The organism is Marinobacter alkaliphilus, from assembly GCF_055394375.1.
In genome coordinates this window covers 974,822-992,391 of sequence record NZ_AP043751.1, presented here as the reverse complement: position 1 = coordinate 992,391, position 17,570 = coordinate 974,822, and the positions used below count along the sequence as shown (strand labels likewise).

General features: G+C 51.6%; 12 protein-coding genes. 4 read left to right on the top strand and 8 right to left on the bottom strand.

The window, feature by feature from the left end:
• Positions 1-286: 286 nt before the first annotated feature.
• From ACZ5Q2_RS04475 to ACZ5Q2_RS04460, 4 genes are read right to left on the bottom strand one after another with little or no spacing between them, the layout of a single operon-like run.
• Positions 287-1,543 carry a Wadjet anti-phage system protein JetD domain-containing protein gene (locus ACZ5Q2_RS04475; RefSeq protein ID WP_432210413.1) on the bottom strand — a complete coding sequence of 419 codons (1,257 nt, stop codon included), beginning with the start codon at positions 1,541-1,543 and terminating at the stop codon, positions 287-289.
• On the bottom strand, positions 1,540-5,058 hold the full coding sequence (locus ACZ5Q2_RS04470; RefSeq protein WP_432210414.1) for an SbcC/MukB-like Walker B domain-containing protein: 3,519 nt from the start codon (positions 5,056-5,058) through the stop codon (positions 1,540-1,542). The genes ACZ5Q2_RS04475 and ACZ5Q2_RS04470 overlap by 4 nt, the downstream gene beginning before the upstream one ends.
• Positions 5,042-5,704 carry a DUF4194 domain-containing protein gene (locus ACZ5Q2_RS04465; protein ID WP_432210415.1) on the bottom strand — a complete coding sequence of 221 codons (663 nt, stop codon included), beginning with the start codon at positions 5,702-5,704 and terminating at the stop codon, positions 5,042-5,044. Before ACZ5Q2_RS04465 ends, ACZ5Q2_RS04470 begins: the two co-directional genes overlap by 17 nt.
• The gene (locus tag ACZ5Q2_RS04460) at positions 5,697-7,100 is read right to left on the bottom strand and encodes a Wadjet anti-phage system protein JetA family protein (protein WP_432210416.1); all 1,404 of its coding nucleotides are present in this window, start codon (positions 7,098-7,100) and stop codon (positions 5,697-5,699) included. The genes ACZ5Q2_RS04465 and ACZ5Q2_RS04460 overlap by 8 nt, the downstream gene beginning before the upstream one ends.
• 149 nt (positions 7,101-7,249) lie before the next feature.
• Between ACZ5Q2_RS04460 and ACZ5Q2_RS04455 the strand changes: the two genes are divergently transcribed.
• A complete protein-coding gene (locus ACZ5Q2_RS04455) occupies positions 7,250-8,251 on the top strand; it encodes a WYL domain-containing protein (protein ID WP_432210417.1) in 1,002 nt (333 codons plus the stop codon).
• 148 nt (positions 8,252-8,399) lie between these two features.
• Here ACZ5Q2_RS04455 and ACZ5Q2_RS04450 read toward each other — a convergent pair whose 3' ends face one another.
• The 4 genes from ACZ5Q2_RS04450 to ACZ5Q2_RS04435 all read right to left on the bottom strand — a co-directional run bounded on the left by ACZ5Q2_RS04450 (position 8,400) and on the right by ACZ5Q2_RS04435 (position 12,697).
• Positions 8,400-9,038, bottom strand: coding sequence for a hypothetical protein (locus tag ACZ5Q2_RS04450; RefSeq protein ID WP_432210418.1), 639 nt, complete (start codon positions 9,036-9,038; stop codon positions 8,400-8,402).
• A gap of 254 nt (positions 9,039-9,292) precedes the next feature.
• Positions 9,293-10,852: a hypothetical protein gene (locus tag ACZ5Q2_RS04445; RefSeq protein WP_432210419.1), complete on the bottom strand. Its 1,560-nt coding sequence runs from the start codon at positions 10,850-10,852 to the stop codon at positions 9,293-9,295.
• 392 nt (positions 10,853-11,244) lie between these two features.
• Entirely contained in the window at positions 11,245-11,460 is a 216-nt protein-coding gene (locus tag ACZ5Q2_RS04440) for an antitoxin Xre/MbcA/ParS toxin-binding domain-containing protein (protein ID WP_432210420.1), read from the bottom strand.
• Between the two features lie 49 nt (positions 11,461-11,509).
• Positions 11,510-12,697 (bottom strand): hypothetical protein, encoded by a 1,188-nt coding sequence (locus ACZ5Q2_RS04435; protein ID WP_432210421.1) that lies wholly within the window; start codon positions 12,695-12,697, stop codon positions 11,510-11,512.
• Positions 12,698-13,062: 365 nt separating this feature from the next.
• On the opposite strand from ACZ5Q2_RS04435, the gene ACZ5Q2_RS04430 reads away from it, so the two are divergent.
• Genes ACZ5Q2_RS04430 through dinD form a run of 3 tightly spaced genes read left to right on the top strand, consistent with a single transcriptional unit; the run spans position 13,063 to position 17,532 of the window.
• The gene (locus ACZ5Q2_RS04430) at positions 13,063-15,321 is read left to right on the top strand and encodes a type I restriction-modification system subunit M (RefSeq protein WP_432210422.1); all 2,259 of its coding nucleotides are present in this window, start codon (positions 13,063-13,065) and stop codon (positions 15,319-15,321) included.
• 2 nt (positions 15,322-15,323) lie between these two features.
• On the top strand, positions 15,324-16,673 hold the full coding sequence (locus ACZ5Q2_RS04425) for a restriction endonuclease subunit S (protein ID WP_432210423.1): 1,350 nt from the start codon (positions 15,324-15,326) through the stop codon (positions 16,671-16,673).
• On the top strand, positions 16,666-17,532 hold the full coding sequence (gene dinD / locus ACZ5Q2_RS04420; protein WP_432210424.1) for a DNA damage-inducible protein D: 867 nt from the start codon (positions 16,666-16,668) through the stop codon (positions 17,530-17,532). The genes ACZ5Q2_RS04425 and dinD overlap by 8 nt, the downstream gene beginning before the upstream one ends.
• Positions 17,533-17,570: the final 38 nt, after the last annotated feature.

Below are 17,570 nucleotides of genomic sequence, written 5' to 3'. Positions count from 1 at the left end.
TTCATCTTTTGCCGGGCTTCACATATCCAGTTTTTTTGGCCTTTGGAAAGCTGGGGGCAGGTCAATCGGGGTAAACATCGGCTTAGCCCATTATCGCTAACTCTATACCGGAATTAGTTGGCACCTGAAAGTTGCTCCATCAACCATGATGAATCAAAGGCCAATGACGAGCTTGGAACCTTCGGGGGGGAGAAGGAAGGCCTGACTCGAATGTTCGCTTTTGTTTAGGAGCCGGGGAAAGCTGCGCGGGCCGCAAAGCAAACACCCAGGTCGGTCAGTTACCAACTTAACTATCAAGGACGCTGCTGTTTTCTAGCGGGCTGATGGGTGCGATTTGTTCCTGCTCAATCCAAGGTAAACTTGTACGTTGACACTTACCGAGATCTTCATACAACGCAGAAATGGCAGGATAACCTCGCGCTGACTCAATCGCCTGCATCAACCCGACCACGGGTATTTCTTTGACTTCGTCACGATCCTGAGTTGGTACCGGAGCATCCACCCCCATGAGGTATGGCTGAATATCGATATCAAGTCGTTTCGCCAGAAACGCTAGGATTCTGTAGCCACCCACGTCACGATCGCCCCAGTGATAAACCGGTACTTCAGTTCGGATTTCGGCGATGATGACCTCGATTGCGTGCAACCAGGAACGAGGCGGAAACCCTGCCGTGTAAATGACAACACCCGCATCATCGATCTCCCGTACATACCGCTCAAAGCTGGCACGGTTCTCGATGAACAGCAAATACAGTGGTCGTTGGTGCCACTCAATATCTTTAACTTCATCCGGGGAAACACCAATCCCGTAATGGAGCGCAGACAAATCAACAACACCTCGGCAGACTAGCTGGGCGCTCGCCTTTAACCGCATCGGCATTGGGTATTTGCTGATCCCAAAATACTCCAGCAACTTTGGTCCATCGTCCATCAGGTTTGCTACGTCATCGTCCAGTTGGCCAAGCATCAAACGACGAATCAGATTCGCAAAACTCTTCTCCTCAAGCTTCTTGGAGTTATTAAAGAGCATCGTGCTGAGGGCTCTCATATCAGGGACTGGCGAGGTGTCTTCCGACTGAACGATCCACTCGACAACCTTCATGGCATCGAAAAGCCGCGTGGATTGCTGTCGTTTAACGCCATTGAATGTCTTGTTGGCTGACCATGCCTCTGCCACATCGCGCTTCGTTGTCTCCCACCAGGGAACATTGAACTCAGCGGCCTCAAGCTGTTCGAAGGCGAGCTGTATGTCATCCGCCAGCGGAGTTAGCCTCTGAGACGCCATGAGCCGGCGTCCATCAGTAATTTGGACCGCCTCAATATGCCTGAATGCTCCCAGAGCCACTCGGCGCTGATACTGAATGTCGAGATCCTGCAGCGCTTCTAAACTTTGGTGGAGGGCCGTTTTTTCACTATTGTTGAGAGCGAAGTACCACCGATAGGCGTGATCTGTAATGCGTATCCGTGCTTGAGGCTCTACACCATCTGGCTTATCAATGTGCTTGATCAGTTGGGCGAGGAATGTCTCGATGTGATTGCTCATACCCCTGTGACCGTCTCCGATTTGGCTTTTAGTGCAGCCGCTCGCTCAGTGACAAGCTCGGGGTGATAAACTGGATTGCGTTGATCAATCAGCTTATGCCCTCCCTCGAAAATTTTCGTGTGGTCGATAACCACATCACGGCCTTCCCGGCAGATGGTGTATATCTGGTCCATTTCCTTACCGATTTTGAGGGTGACCTCAGGCGGCGCGGCCACTATTAGCTGCAGACCAATCTCTTTCAGAAAGGCAACCGCGCCACTGGCGTTCCCGCCATCCATATTGTTGAACGCTTCATCGAGGAGAACCAGAGAGGCACCGCGAGGTGAGTTTTCACGGATCTTGTAAACATTCATGAAACTCGCCGCCAGGGCGATATAGGCGGGAGTCTGCTTCTCCCCGCCTGAACCGGTGCTTTGCATTTCGGTTACCCGGCGCTCTTCCCCCGTGTTGGGATTACGCATTTTCATATCGTATTGGAAGAACGAGCGGTAATCCCTGATCTCGTTAATAAGGTCATCCCCAGAGATCAGAGCCTCTTTCAGAAGCTCAAGGGCCGGATGCTCAGAATCTTTCTCGAACAAGGTGCCAACCAACTCGGCCTGCTCCCTATCCACGGTTGTTATGTATTCATATACGGTCGCCAGGGTCTCGGTCTCACGGAGCTTGAAGTGAAAGCTGTAAATGTTGTCATGGAAAGGAATCCTCTTGAGAACACTGTTGAGCTGCTGGAAAGTGTACCGCATCTGCTCAAAGCGATTCTGAAGCTCCCCGACGATGATGCCCCGGAAGTTCATTTCCATTTTCTCAGCAGCTTCCTGAGCAGCTTGTCGATGATCCAGTAGCTGAGCGGCGAGGATACGCTCCACCCAATCGGTGCAATCAGTCTTAATGACAAAATAGGCCTCAGGGTTATTGTTCTCAGGCTTGGCAGCCTCCAGAAGTTCAGCTCGATTGGCAATGTCTTCTGAAAAATCATTGGTGAATTCGATCACTTTTACATGCAGGTCTCCACGTGACCTCAGTTCTTTTTCCCGGGCGGTATTTTTCTTCCCTTCCGCCTCATTTCGAATCAGTGCGTAGCGACCCTCAGCCCCCTCGTATTTCTGTTCATAGGCTTCCCAGCGTTCCAGCGCCTTATTCGTGTCGTGCAATTCAGATGCCTCTGCCTTCCGGCGTTGCTCCTGGGCCCTCTCCAGTAAAGGACGAAACTGCTCCAAGTCAGCTTTCAGGCTTTTGATGGTAGCCTCTGCCTGTAGTTTGTCGTTTCTTGCCTGTGTGATTTTTTCATTGCAGTCATGGTAGTCCTGGTCTGCCTTCTCTTTGGCGCTCTTAAGACGCTCATCTTCAGAGGTAAGAGGCTGCAGCTGTTCCCTGGCATCGGAGAGAGCTTGCTCGTAGGCTGCTAGGTTTTGACTTCCTTCTTGCAGCGCGACGGCGCCATCGGTGACCGCCGCACAAAAGCCCGCCCACTGACGGTTAAGCTTGCTCAGCGTTGTCGCAGGGCCATTAAACCTGGCTACCCGCCGGGCCAGGCTACCAAGCTCATTTTCCAGCCGTTCCAGCTGCTGAGCTTTGGCATGCTTACCAATCAGCAGACCGTCAATTTGAGAGGTGCCGCCAATCGTTGCGCCTCCGGCCGTCAAACCGGAGGCCATCAATGCTTTACGTTCGCGCCTGAGTTCATCACGGGTCGCGGCCATCTTGGTTCGATCCAAGATGATGTTCATGAAACCCCGGGCTACAGGGTCCTGGGTTTCAATCAATGTTGAGACCATTCCTGCAGTGGGAGATTTGTCTTCGCGCAGGGCTAAATCTGGGTTGATAAGGCGTGCTCGCCTGATGCGTGGGCTTTGTTTCTGAGTAGCTTCGTAGATCTCAAGTGCGTGACCAAAATCTTCTTTTGCAACTACGAGAGCTTCGCGATTCGGCCCGAGATAGGATTCAACAGCTTCTTGCCACTCAGAATTGGTGATCTCGCATGCATCACAGACGGGCACCGCCTGAATACCCTTCTGCCTTAAGAGTTCAATGGTTAGGCTGGTTGACGCATGAATGTCCGAAAGCCCCTTCTTCAACCTTTCAACTCGTGATTGAAGTGCTGCTCCATCATCGTTGATTTGTTTCAGTTCATGGCTGACCTGTTTATCTGCCATTTCAAGTCGTGTGGAAATTTCATCTAAGACCGGTCGGGCATCCAGAAGAGCCGCAGTGACCGTGGCGGTATTTTCGTGATCTGATGGACTGAGACTGGCAGTGTCAGCGCGGGCGAGAAGATCGGAACATTCGGTCCACCGCTCCGCCAGTTGTTCAAAACTTAAAATGTCTAGAGTGTCAGCAAAGCGTTGGCGACTGATATCACCCACCGCTTTTCTGAGGGAGGTGTTTAGCTCAACGAAACGGGTGGTTGCCTGCGTGACATTTTCCTTTGCCGTCTCGACGGTTCTACTCAGACTTGCGGCATCTGAGTTTTGCCATGCGATCAGAGCGTCCTCGTGACGCTGTTTAAGCTCAGGCAGTCGAGGGGTTTGTTGCTTAATCGTCCGCTCTGCTTCATCAAGCTTGTCTAGCTGCTGATCCAGACGGTCCTCAAGATCGCTGTTTTGCTCATCAAGCCTGGCCGCTTCAGCCTCCTGTGAGACCCATAACTCAAAGTGGGCATCGGCCCGGTGCCTCGTCACCTTATCCGTTTCAGTGATCAAAGCATCACGAGCCAGTTTGTGACTCTCCGCGCGCGTGATTTCATCCTCGATGCGGCGGTGCTCAAGCAGATCCTCACGAAGCTGCTCTGTTTCTATGGGTTGGGGCGGCAAAATGAAATCGCGGATAAACGAATCAATCGGACTATCCATCTTCAGCTGCAACGCACTGGACAATGTTTTGACCAGCATTTCGGGCTCAATTTTCCCGCTGCGCGTTTGATCAACCGACATCATCTCGGCGAACTTTTCACGCATAATCCTTGCCCCGTCGATCATCTCGTAGCTCATCGAACCCCGGTACTCTTTGGCGGTCGACTTCATACGATCAACGAAGTCACGCCACGGTAAAAAAGTGTCCTCCGAGGATAAAAGGTCTACCTCCGAGACATGGCGCCCTTTGATGATGTGACCACGAGTTTCAATGCTGGCCGATTGCTGAGTAGCGTGGATCGAGACCCCAAACGAATAGGGCCGCCGGTGATGGTCGTACCAATTCAGAAAAATGTAGGTATTGGCACTTTCCCGCTCGAAAGTGGTGGCATCTTTTTCCTTGAACTCGCCCAGGGCGTAGCTTCTGGCAGAGCGTCCTGACGCTTTTCCGTCAGAGGCTGCGTTGTAACTAATACGCCTTTGGTCTCCTCCCATCAGAACAAACTGGATGGCATCAAATATCGTTGTTTTCCCGGCCCCATTCTCACCCGACAAGAGAGAGGCGGCTACACCCACATCCAGGGTTTCCAGATCCAAGAGATACCACTGTGCGAAAACAAAATTTTGAAGGAGATGCGCTGGCATTGGGTTATTCGGCGTTGTCATCAGATGCCTCCGCAGGGTCAGTGGTCAGGTGTGACTCATCTCCGGGTTCTGAGTCTGTAGCGTAGCTGTTCATGAAGTTTTCGAGCGATCCAAGAAAGGCCGGGCCTACCACTCGTGTTATATTGGGCAAAACCGTCACATCAGGAAGCTTGGTGTCCGGATCTCTGGGCCCAAGTTCAATGATGCCCCTCTTTCGAAGGGTATCTAGGGCCTCGGTGGTAGCGGTCAATATCGGTCTTTCACCTTTAACTTGCTCATACTGATTAAGCAGCTCCACGGTTGGCGGCGTGACGCGGCCAAGGTCCGTGCGACCCATTGAGGCCTCAGTGTCATACATTTTGCGCAATATCAGCAGAAACACGGTGGCCGTGACATCCAGCTGGCTTCCAGTGCCTCTGGGCAGCACCCCCACATACCCAAAGTTGCGATCGTAATACCAGTCCATGTCCATTGCATCGAATAGCTTATGGAAGTATGTGGCATTGTCCTCGCAGACTTTGAAGTGCTCTTTCTGCCCTCGCTTACCTTTCCAGGCCCACTGCTTCTGGAGCAGGTAGGCAGCTGTTTTTCTGAGAGTGTCGGCGTAGTCGTCGGAGTTTCGCGACGCAATTTCTTTTAGCTCTCTCAGCACAATGTCATTAATCATTTCGTGATATCTCCGAGAAGGCCTGCCTGGTGATAATCAATCGACGACCGGCCATGTATTCAAGCTGTGTCCATTCGTGCTCGTCGAAGGTAACGCTGTACTCAGCTAATAGGGGGTAAAGAGCGTGGGTTTTGGAAACACCTTGCGCCAATAAGCGCAGGTGCAACGCTGCCATCATGTCGTCAGCAGTCTTGATGGTCAGGTCATCGGTGGTCATCTGCGCCCGGTCGCCCATATTCGTCTCAATAAAGCTCACCACACGGTCAGGGTCATACCTCTGGAAGTGAATGTGCTCTTGTTTGAGCTGGTTATAGGCTCGCTTTTCCCACAAGGGCTTGGATTGCCTGCGAACCGTTGCGACCGCCGGTACCGATTTCGCCTTAGGTTTGGCCAAACGACCTTCGGAGAGCAGTTTTTCGCTGATGAGTGGACTGGGCAGGGTTTCAATCGAATCATCCCGACCAATACGATCAAGCAAATCCTCAATCTGTTGGCCTATATTGCTGGGGGTGTGCACGGTGTATTTAATTCTTTCATGCATTCGACGGGTAATGCGCCGCGCATAGTCCTGTGTTTTTTTGAACAAGGGCCCAATACCGTCAAATGCATTGCTAAGTCGATCCAGATCAGCCTCGACCGTCTCAGTCGAAGGGTGCGCTATATCGTCCCGCTGATAGGCCTTAGCACACACCGCCAGCCGCTCCGGATTGAATCGTATATCACTTACCAACTTGCGAATTTTGCTGGCATGAAGGTTGGGGTTGCCCTTCAAAGCGAGTTTCTCAATGTTCGGCAGAAATAGCTCACCCAGGTACTCTTCAAAGTAGAAATTGAAGTTCCCACTGCCCGGCGCGTCCCCGCCACTAATCATATGGTGTATTTCGCGAATATTGCCCACGAGAGCTCTGAGGCGGTTGAGGAAGCCCTCCATGTCATCCGTTGCTTTTCGGATCAAAGACCCATTCGCCGGATCCTTAACCACTTCGGCAAGGTTAGAGCGCACCGACAAGCAAACCACACCAAGGGATGGGTGTTCAGCGCCCATACTCCTGAGGAATTGCAGTAGTCGCCTACCTTCTTGAGCCATCCAGACCACATAGCGGTATCCGCTTTCGAGCTCTTCCCGGATCCATCCTGTATCGCGCAACCGGTAGTAAACATACTGTTCTGGAGTTTGCGGGGTGGTTACTGCCTCACCTGATTCGATTTCCAGGCGTAAGTGACTATTGGCGATGTAGTCGCGAAGAAAAACTCTCACCTGTTGTGGCGTCGGCTCATCCGCCAGCTGCGCCGGATCAAGGAACACATCGAGCTCTACTAACAGGTCGAGCATTAATCGCCCATTATCTCCAGCGATTGCTTTGAACAGATTGGTGTTAAGTGTGGCGAAACTCACCGACGCACCCCTTAAAGATCGGCACCCGGACTTGCCGGACAGTATCTATTTTATACACCCCTATATTTAATATTGGTAGATGATATTTATACAGTATTGGCTTAAACTTCCGGACAGGCGAACGCAATCAGTAGCTGAAGGGCCCTGCCATGCAGTATTTGCAGTACATAAAACCTGCGATCACCGCAGATACTAGCACTCTGTCCGCAACGAATCTGGCGGGTCGGCGAATTGAGGCCGGGGCGTTCTCGCATTCACAGTGGCTGCGCTTGTGCTTCATCGAACGTCAATTGTTGTGGGAGCGGCGGCTGACCACGACCATGCTGATGGAAACGTTTGGAATTTCCCGGCCTCAGGCTCAAAAAGACATCAAGCTTTATCAGCAGCTCGCTCCAAAAGCGACGAAACCCTACCAACTGGGCATTCCCTACCATCAGCCAACGGAGGGCTTTGAGCCGGTACTGTTATCGGGAGAAGAACTTCAGTGGCAGTCAATTGAAGATTACGCGCCGCCCAACGCTGGGCACGCCACAGAAATGCCAATGCTAGAGCGCAGGCATAATTTGCCTGTTCTGGCTCGATTGTTGTCGGCTATTGAGCACCAGCGGTCTATCGATGCTGTGATCGCAACAATGAACTCCCCGAAGGGACGTGTCAGGCGGTTAACTCCGACAGCTGTGGCCTTCGTTAACAACCGTTACCACGTTCGTGCCTTTTGCTGGGATCACCTGGGTTATAGAGACTTCCTTATCGGCCGCTTCATGAGCAATCCGGAAGTGGTTAAGGCATCAAAGAGCGATAAGAGATTGGGCGAAAATGCGCCCGCTTTCGAGCGGTGCAACGGAGTACCACCTAAAGAAGATACCGATTGGGAACAGATGGTTGAGCTTGAGTTGAAGCCGAACCCACACCTAGGCGGTGAGCAGCAGTCATTAATCGCGTCTGATTATGGGTTGGAAGAAGGGGGCAACTGGAAACGGATCACCCTTCGCAAACCCTTGATCGGGTATTTCCTCGTCGACAATCGCATTCCTTCGAGTGAGGTCGAATACGATATGGCTGTGCAAGAGAATCCCAGAGCTTGGCCTGTCTTTGCCTATACAACCCACTCAAATAGGCCTGCACATGAGATTGGATTCAAATCCGACTAAGTCCACAGTAGCCGGCTAACTCCAGTCCTGAACATCGTCCAGATGCCAGCGACATTTCGAGGTGCGGACTATGGAGTCTAGGCCACTCCATATTCGTGGCGCCCCTCGTGCAATCAAGTAGAACGATCTTTGCGAGATCATTACTTGTCTACATACCGATATTGATGGAGCTCACCATGCTGAGCAGCGGCGCCGGATCATACCTCTGAACAAGGAAATCACGCGGCGAAATGGGGCGATCATCCTTTGTTTCGAAATCCTCAGTCGGCAGTATCATCAAGCGGTGGAGGGTTAGAGGTGGTAAGCCGCCAGAATCATTGAGAACCGCAAGCAGCGCCCCTAGATGGGGGATCGCTCCCTCAGCGTCGAATTGCCAGCACGGGTATAGCGGCGTGCTATTTAGCTCAAACATGTGCAGCTTTGGTGGCTTATTCAGGGCAAGGCTTCGAACCTGAGAAGGAAAAAGGCCGAGCAGTGCTGCCACTTCAGCCTCCGTGAGAGAGGCTTCGATCACCGCACGACAAGCAGCAAATAAATGGCTCTCGCTTTCCGCCAACAAGGCGCTCTCTTTACCTTCATCTGGTTCCGGTAGGCATGCCCCGCCATCTCGTAAAACCCCTTTCTCCAACGCCGACAGCGGGCGCGAAGGGGGCTTTGGCTCTACGGTCGCCGGGTTACCACACACAGCATCAATCAGATTCCACTCTTCTCCGCCAAGAGAGGACAACGCTAAATCGAGTGGCCGCCGTAGGGTCACAATCCATTGATTATTGTTGTCTTGGTTCATACTGAGCCCTCATTATCGGCGGGGAAATGTAATTTTCTCACTCACCTGCTATCAAAGGCGCTTGGGGTTAACTCCGAGCATAGCCCCAGAACAGCCGATGTTGAAGCCACTCAAACGCGAAATCGATGTGGCTGTATTCACTGGTATCACGCTGGCATGACCAATCTGTGAAATAGCGAATGCCAGAGGTTGAGCGCGGGCGAGAAGTCCCGCCCACAACAACCGGGGCCGCAGGTGGCACCACAATCTGAGCGTTACAGGATGGGGTAAATTGCCTTGCTCAAGATCTTGAACGCGTTATCGATCTGCTCCTTGGTTTGCTGTTCAGAACGTATCCATCGAACTTCGATGCCCGCATAATTCGCCCAATCGAGAGCCTGTTTGAACCTTAGACGGCGATCGGTCTTTGCACACAATTCCATGTATTGGTTCACCAGGCGGTACTGGTTTCGCCCGGCCCGGTATTTACCAAGCTTGTACGCTTTCTCGCTGTGCTCAAAGGCGTCTGCGAAACGTTCTGCTCTATAGAGACAAACGGCTCTAAGCCATGGTCCAAGCCAGGCTAACTGCTCCTGCATGTTGGCCGCTGACAGTTCCTGCTCAAACCGATCAACTTCCGCCTCTGTTGTCCGCGTATCTTGCTTCAGTTCAAACCCTCGGTTGAGTAAGCATTCAAACTCTGGGCTGGGAAACCAGGCGGAGCTAAACAACATTTGATCTATGCGAGTGACCACGGGGTACTGTCCAATGTCACCTGCGAGCTTCTCGATAACGACCGGCTTAAATGGGATTTCGGAATCACCAGTATAGAGCTTTTGAAGAGTCTCAAGCGCCTTCTGTTTCTTAAATAGGAAGAACTCTGAATAGTGTGAGCATGCAGCTTGCCAGACCGGATCAGGGACCTGACTCAGATCGTCTGTTTTGTATTCCCGTCTGAGCTCGCTTCTAAACTCTTTCACCTCATCGGCAATCGCAGTGAAGTAGAGCCGCACGCTTGCGGTCAGTTGCTTAAGAACGCCCACTCCATAGACCGCCAGAATATCCTTGCACACAGCCGTCGATATTCGAGCCAGTGTAAGTCGCAGCGTCATGGATGAGCTCAGACTCTCGGGGATCTTTCGAATACCTTCCTGCCGCGCCAGAGAAGACTGGAAGTTGGCCAGCAACGAAGGCAAGGCCGGAAACGCATCGTCTCTTACCCAGTTTCCAGCATTCTCAAGATTTTGTTCTAACGTTGGATTATCTGCGGCTGGGCCTCTTCCGGGAGCGTGGAATTGTATTTGGGAATAGTCCGCTTCGGAATAAATCCAGCGAATGACCTTAGCCATCGGCCAGATTGTCTCACCTTCAGTGGAAATGTCGGGAAGAAACAAATCCAGATAGGGCACTAGGTCTTCTCCAGACAATTTGTGCTGACGAAGCAAATGGAACGTGGCGGCTTCCACCAAAGTTGACGTGGCGCGAGTGAACAGAAAATACAGCAGCGTATCGTTTTTTGGACGGTATGTGCCTTCCTCGATTATCGTCCGGTTGTATTCTCGGTAGAGATCAGCCAAAACACCCAGGATGATACTCCGGGCCTGCTGGTCGTCGAGATACTGGGAAAGGCGTTCATCGAATGTCCCGAGAGCCTTCTCGAAATTCTTTGTGAGCTGGCCCTCTTCATCTTTCAGTCTGCTCAGTAGCTTCTGAAAGCTTTTAGCCTTGTCGCGGAATTCGGAGTCACGATCATATTTTGTGGGCAATAGCCCAAAGGCTTTGAAGGCGTAGGTGACCAGCTCACCTTGAGTTGGAAAACTGATGGATTCTGTCATAGTCAAATGCGAGGTAAGCCCCCAGTAGCGTGGGGGCTTTTGCCTGTCCGCTTCCTTATCGTTTTCGATTTGGGTTCAATTGGCCGCCGCGGTTGCCATTAACGTGGGCGTTGGCGGGATTTGTTCCATTCGTGCCGCGATTCGAATTCAGTTGATCCGAATGGTGATTCGCGTTTTGGTTTGTGCCTTTGCTACGTGACTTGGACATCTCTGCGTCTCCTATCAGTGAATGCGATGTTGCGATTCAACTGTAGACTCAGATGTCCGTGTTCGGCTGCTGGAATTTTTGCGACGAGTTTTTTGGTGCAGGGCCGGGCTTGGACCTGGCGCTTAAAGCGGTCAGTCGCAGGCTCTCTGCTCTCCAGTAATCGGTTACGATAGAAAACCTTTGTCTACGGAAATCCGTGTTCAAGTTTTGCGATGACGCTTCTGACAATTCGAATGCGTTCGAGGCTATTCATAAAATCGATCGGCGTTTCGTTCCCGAGAACGTTAATCGGTTGATTTAGCCAGCATTCTGCTAGTTTTGCATCGCCGTCAAACGCCTCAATGGCCGCCTCCCAAGCTGCCGCTCGTTGTTCTTCCAAGGTATTGGTTTGGTCCTTCACGAGTGAATCTCCAATAGGTACTCGCTGATTTCTGTACGCATCAGTCCTGTCAGTAATAATAGCCCGGCGACCTTGGATCTGGGCTATCTATAATCGAATCCGATACAGCTACCAATGGGTCAATGCAATCTGCCTTCATCCGAGCCCAAGCAATCCAGTCTGCAAGTTCCTCACTTGCCCCACCATTCCTTACCGCTGATTGTTCTACCGCATCGATATATTGTCGTAACCGTTCAGCTTCCAGCCACTGGGTAGCACTCGCCTTCAACTTTTCAAGTTTCTCCAGCTCCTGTTTCCGGAGCTCCACCTGGCGATCGTACCGATCTTTTGCCTTTTGCCATGCCAGGCGCCTGCGCTCCTGTTCCTCAGTTCGGATACGCTGCTCTTCAATCAGGTCCAATGCACCGGCAACAACTTGGTGCAGCCTTTGCTCCAGCAAGGTCTTTGGCGTATCACCCCAACTTCTGGAGGGATAGCCGCCGATTGAAATCGTCAGTTTCCCGGTTGGGTGGTAGTCGTAATCAGGCGGCCTTGGATAATGGTATCCACTTCCCCAGCGATTCGGCGATCGCTGCCAGCGCTCAATTGCCTTTTTCTCCCCCGCGGTTACCTCGTGCTTGGTCCTGGCAACATGCTCACTAATGGCGATTGTCAAAGAGGTTTCGCGCAGCCCTATCAGGGTACGACGTTTCTCAGTATCCACCCACACCTTCATACCCTGGCGTTCAAGGGCTTTAATCAGTGTGTCACCTATCAATAGTGCCCGATCAATGGCATCGCGAGTCACTTCGAAGTGGAATATTTCTTCCTGCGCCGAGCGCAGCCCCTTGTAGTTGTCCCAACCTGTCTGTCGCCTCAATCGCTTGGATGCGGTCCTTATCAAGGAGTGCGGTGACTCCAGCACCTCCGGTACATCAATAAATCCTATCCGCTCTTGGGCAGTGGTAGCCTTTTTCCGCGAGGCATCGGGGTTACTCGGGTTGTAGGTGCGCGATCGACTCAGAGGCAGGGAGTAGTTTTCAAACTCCTTGCCGGTAGGAAGCGGGAGCTTTTTCGGTGAACGGCCAGCATTGATTTTTGCCCAGTATCCTCTGGGCGGCAAAGGTATTTTGTGCTTGCGACACACTTTTCCCAATGCAACACCTGAGATCCCATAGCGCGGTGCGACCCTGGAGACAGGCTCAGCCCAAACCTCCTCGTAAAGCGATTCACGAGTAATTGCAGCGACGCTTTCCATAGATAACCTCTACTGGTCCAAAAGTAGTATTTTTCCTTTTTATAGCTGGAAAAGTTAGGGAGAGCACCTGTAAATCAGGCTCCAAATACACCTGATCTGCTAAAGAAATCGCCGCCCTAACCTGCGGGCTCTATAGGCCATCACCTTAGTATCTGGAAAAGCAGCAGGGACTTTCCCATGTGAAAGCTTTAAACGTAGACTGTAGCCCGGATCAGCGGTTGCCTGGGCAGGAACATCACCTGCGATTACGCCGCCACAGTATTTGCAGACACTGCGCTAACACTCCCTTGGCACCCTGCCCATACCGGAATGCATGGTAAGGCAGCCGAAACGCTCTAGAACCTGAATTCAATACCGAGAACAGCATGCAGCAAAACCATCATCAGAACCTTGTCGGCTTCATCTGGAATATCGCCAACAAACTGCGAGGCCCCTATCGGCCACCCCAATACCGGCGAGTAATGCTGCCAATGATCGTCTTGCGTCGGTTTGACCTGGTATTGGCGGAAAACCAGAAAAAGGTACTGGCTGAGAAGGAACGCCTGGAAGCCCGCGGCATAACCGGCCCTGCACTGGAAAAGGCGCTTTCGCGCATTGCCACCAGTGGCCGCAAACAGGAACTGTTCAATACCAGCGGCTTCACCTTCGATAAGCTGCTGGCTGATCCGCCGAACATTGCGGGCAACATGATTGCCTACATCCAGGGTTTCTCACCACGCGCTCGGGACATCTTTGACAAGTTTGATTTTGAAGCAGAAATTGCCAAGCTGGACGAGGCCAACCGCCTGTACCTGATCCTCAAGGAGTTCTGTAGCAGCGAGATTGACCTCTCGCCCAAGACCCTCAGCAACCTACAGATGGGCTATCTGTTTGAAGAGCTGGTCAGAAAGTTCAATGAACAGGCCAATGAAGAGGCTGGGGACCACTTTACCCCCCGTGAAGTCATCCGATTGATGGTGCAGTTGTTGTTTACCGATGAAGAAGGCATTTTCGCCCCAGGCATTTACCGGAGTATCTACGACCCCACAGCCGGTACCGGTGGCATGCTCTCGGAAGCTGAAAAGTACATTTGCGGTGACGGTACCCATGAAGGATTGAACCCCGATGCCCACATCGAGCTGTTCGGCCAGGAGTACAATCCGGAATCCTACGCCATTTGTTGCTCAGACCTCCTGATCAAAGACGAACCCATCGACAACCTCATCTATGGCGACACCCTGGGTGTGAAAGACGCCAAAAATAAAAACAACGGTTTTGTGCCCCACGATGGCCACCAGGAGAAGAAATTCCACTACATGCTTTCCAACCCGCCTTTTGGGGTTGAATGGAAGCCGGAAGAAGATTTCGTTCGTGAGGAGTACGACGACCAGGGCTTTTCCGGGCGCTTCGGTGCCGGTCTGCCCCGTATCAATGATGGCTCGCTACTGTTCCTGCAACACATGATTTCCAAGATGCACAACCCGCCGAAACTGGTGGATGGCATTAATGAAGGTGGTGACGGCTCGAAGATTGCCGTGGTTTTCAACGGCTCCCCGTTATTCACCGGTGATGCCGGTAGTGGTGAGAGCAATATTCGACGCTGGATTATTGAAAACGACCTGCTCGATGCCATCGTGGCCCTGCCGGACCAGATGTTCTACAACACCGGCATCTACACCTACGTCTGGATTGTCAGTAACCGCAAGCCCGAACACCGCCGCGGCAAAGTACAGCTAATCGACGGCACCCACCACTACAAAAAGATGGATAAAAGCCTGGGCAACAAGCGCAACGAGCTGGCCGAGGAGCATATCCGCGAGCTGGTGCGCCTGTACGCTGAACATCAGCATGAGGCGACCTCCGTAGCGCCGGTACATACCAAAGGTTCATCAAAACCGACCGGAACCGAAACCCGTACCGTCAGCAAGATCTTTGATAACCACGAGTTTGGCTATCTGAAAATCACAGTGGAGCGCCCTCTAAGGCTGAATTTCCAGGCCAGCTCTCAGAGAATTGCTCGGCTCGACGAGCAGCGGGCCTTTGCCAACCTGGCCACCAGTAAAAAGCGTAAGGACCAAGCGGCCTATCAGGCAGAAATTGAGGCGGGCAAACAGACACAAGCTGCCATTAAAGACCTGCTGGAAGAGCTGGATGGCAGCATCCTTTATCAGAACCGGGACAAATTCGAAGCGGTATTGAATAAGGCTTTGAAAAAAACCGACCTCAAGGTAGGTGCGCCGGTGAAGAAGGCAATACTGGCGGCACTGTCAGAACGAGACCCACAAGCCGACATTTGCCGTGACAAGAAGGGCAATCCAGAGCCAGATCCGGAGTTGCGTGATACCGAGAATGTGACTCTGCCCAACGATATCAGCCTGCCCTTACCGCTGAAATACGACAACGAAACCGGCCATGAGCAGCTGCTAGCCTTGGTAAAAGACCATTGTGAGGCCTACCTGGCCGCTGAGGTGTTGCCGCATGTGCCGGATGCCTGGATTGACCATAGCAAAACCAAGGTTGGTTACGAGATTCCGCTGAATCGCCATTTCTATGTCTATGAGCCGCCACGTCCACTGGAAGAGATCGCTGGCGAAATTAGTCAGTTGGAAAAAGAAATCGTCGCTATGTTGGCTGAAGTGGTTTGACTATGAGACAAGTACGATATCCGAGCTATAAAACGACCAAATCTACTTGGCTTGCGTCTATACCTGAGCATTGGGAAGAGAAGCGTCTCAAAGATGTCGCTACATACAATGACGAGAGTTTGGATGAGAAAACTGATCCAGACTTTGAAATTGAGTATGTCGATATCTCCAGTGTGTCATTGACACATGGTATCGAAAAAACGGAATTATTAGCTTTTGAGAAAGCGCCATCCCGTGCGCGTCGCAAAGTCAGACATGGCGATGTCATAGTTTCGACTGTGCGCACATATCTAAAAGCAATTGCTCCTATAAAGAACCCTCCTCTCAATATGGTTGTCTCGACGGGATTTGCAGTAATTCGCCCTCGTCCGAGTTTAGATGCCCGATTTGCTGGTTACATGTTGCAGTCCAATGGATTCGTTGGCGACGTTGTCGCTAATTCGGTTGGAGTGAGTTATCCAGCAATCAATGCGAGTGACCTAGCTCGTTTACCATTTGCAGAACCACCATTGGCTGAACAAAGAAGAATATCAGACTTTCTTGACCATAAAACTGCTCAGATTGATGCACTGATTGCCAAAAAGCAGTTGCTGTTAGACAAGTTGGCTGAACAACGCACAGCGCTTATCAGTCAGGCGGTCACCAAAGGGCTGGATCCATCGGTACCGATGAAGGATTCGGGTGTTGAATGGTTGGGGGAGATTCCTGCGCACTGGCAGTGTCTTCCCTTACGGAGACTTAGCCATTACGTCAAAACTGGAACGACTCCTACTGGGATAAACGAGCTGCATTTTGATGATGAAGGCTTGCCTTGGTATAAGCCTGGGGATTTCACTGATGGAGTTTTTCTTGAATCAGCTGGAAATAAGTTATCACAAGAGGGAGTGGAGGCCGTTAGAACCTTCCCATCCGATACAGTCATGCAAGTAGGGATTGGTGCAACAATAGGAAAAGTGGCTATTGCTACAAGTCCGGCATCGTGTAACCAACAAATTAACTGCATTCATTGCAATGAAAAGTTACACCATCTATTCGCTGTATATTTCTTGCGCGCAATCCGAGACTTCATTGTCAAATGTGGCAAATACACAACCCTACCGATCATCAATCAAGACGAAACAAAGAGTCTACCGTTCACCGTTCCCTCATACGATGAACAAGTTACGATCTCTAATTATTTATTAGAGGCGGAAAAAAAGTCATCAAGACAAAGTAAGAAAGTATTAGAGATAATTGAACGGTTGCAAGAATACCGCTCTGCCCTGATCACCAATGCTGTCACCGGCAAAATCGACGTGCGGGACTTCTGCATCCCCACAACCACTGAGCAAAAGGAGGTTGCCCATGGCTGATACGCCGTCCACCAATACTCACCATGCAAGTTTTGAGAACCGTCGTCGTTTGGATGAGGCAGGAAATGAATACTGGTCCGCCCGTGAGCTTTCCAAGCTTCTTGAGTACTCTGAATACCGCCATTTCCAGCCGGTTATCAATAAAGCGAAAGAGTCCTGCCAAAACAGCGGGTTAGACCCTAATGACCATTTCGAGGACATCCTCGGTATGGTCGACATTGGTTCTGGAGCACAACGCAAGGTCCCAGATGTACGGTTGTCACGCTATGCCTGCTACCTGATCGTCCAGAACGGCGACCCTACGAAGCCGGTCATCGCCAACGGCCAGACCTACTTTGCTATCCAGACACGCCGACAGGAGCTGGAGGACAGCGAGCAGTTCACCGCGCTTTCTGAGGATGAGAAGCGCCTGGCAATCCGTAAGGAGCTTATTGCCCACAACAAGTACCTGGCGGCGGCTGCCCAGGATGCTGGCGTGGAGACCCCATTGGATTACGCCATTTTTCAGGATCATGGCTACAAAGGGCTATACGGGGGGCTGGGCGCCAAGGACTTACATGCCAGAAAAGGGCTCAAGAAGAGCCACAAGATTCTTGACTACATGGGGAGCACAGAGCTCGCTGCCAACTTGTTCCGTGCCACACAGGCAGAAGAGAAGCTTCGCCGAGACAATATTCAGGGTAAGCAGAACGCCAACAAAACCCATTTCGAGGTAGGCCAGAAGGTTCGGCAAACCATTGGCGAACTGGGCGGTACCATGCCAGAAAACCTGCCCACGCCGGATAAAAGCGTCAAACAAGTAGAAAACGCGCAGAAGAAGCTGGGAAAGCAGCAGAACGACAATTCTGACCAAGAGTAGTCGCTGAAACCCAGCCAAGTTTTAAAAAGGAACATAGG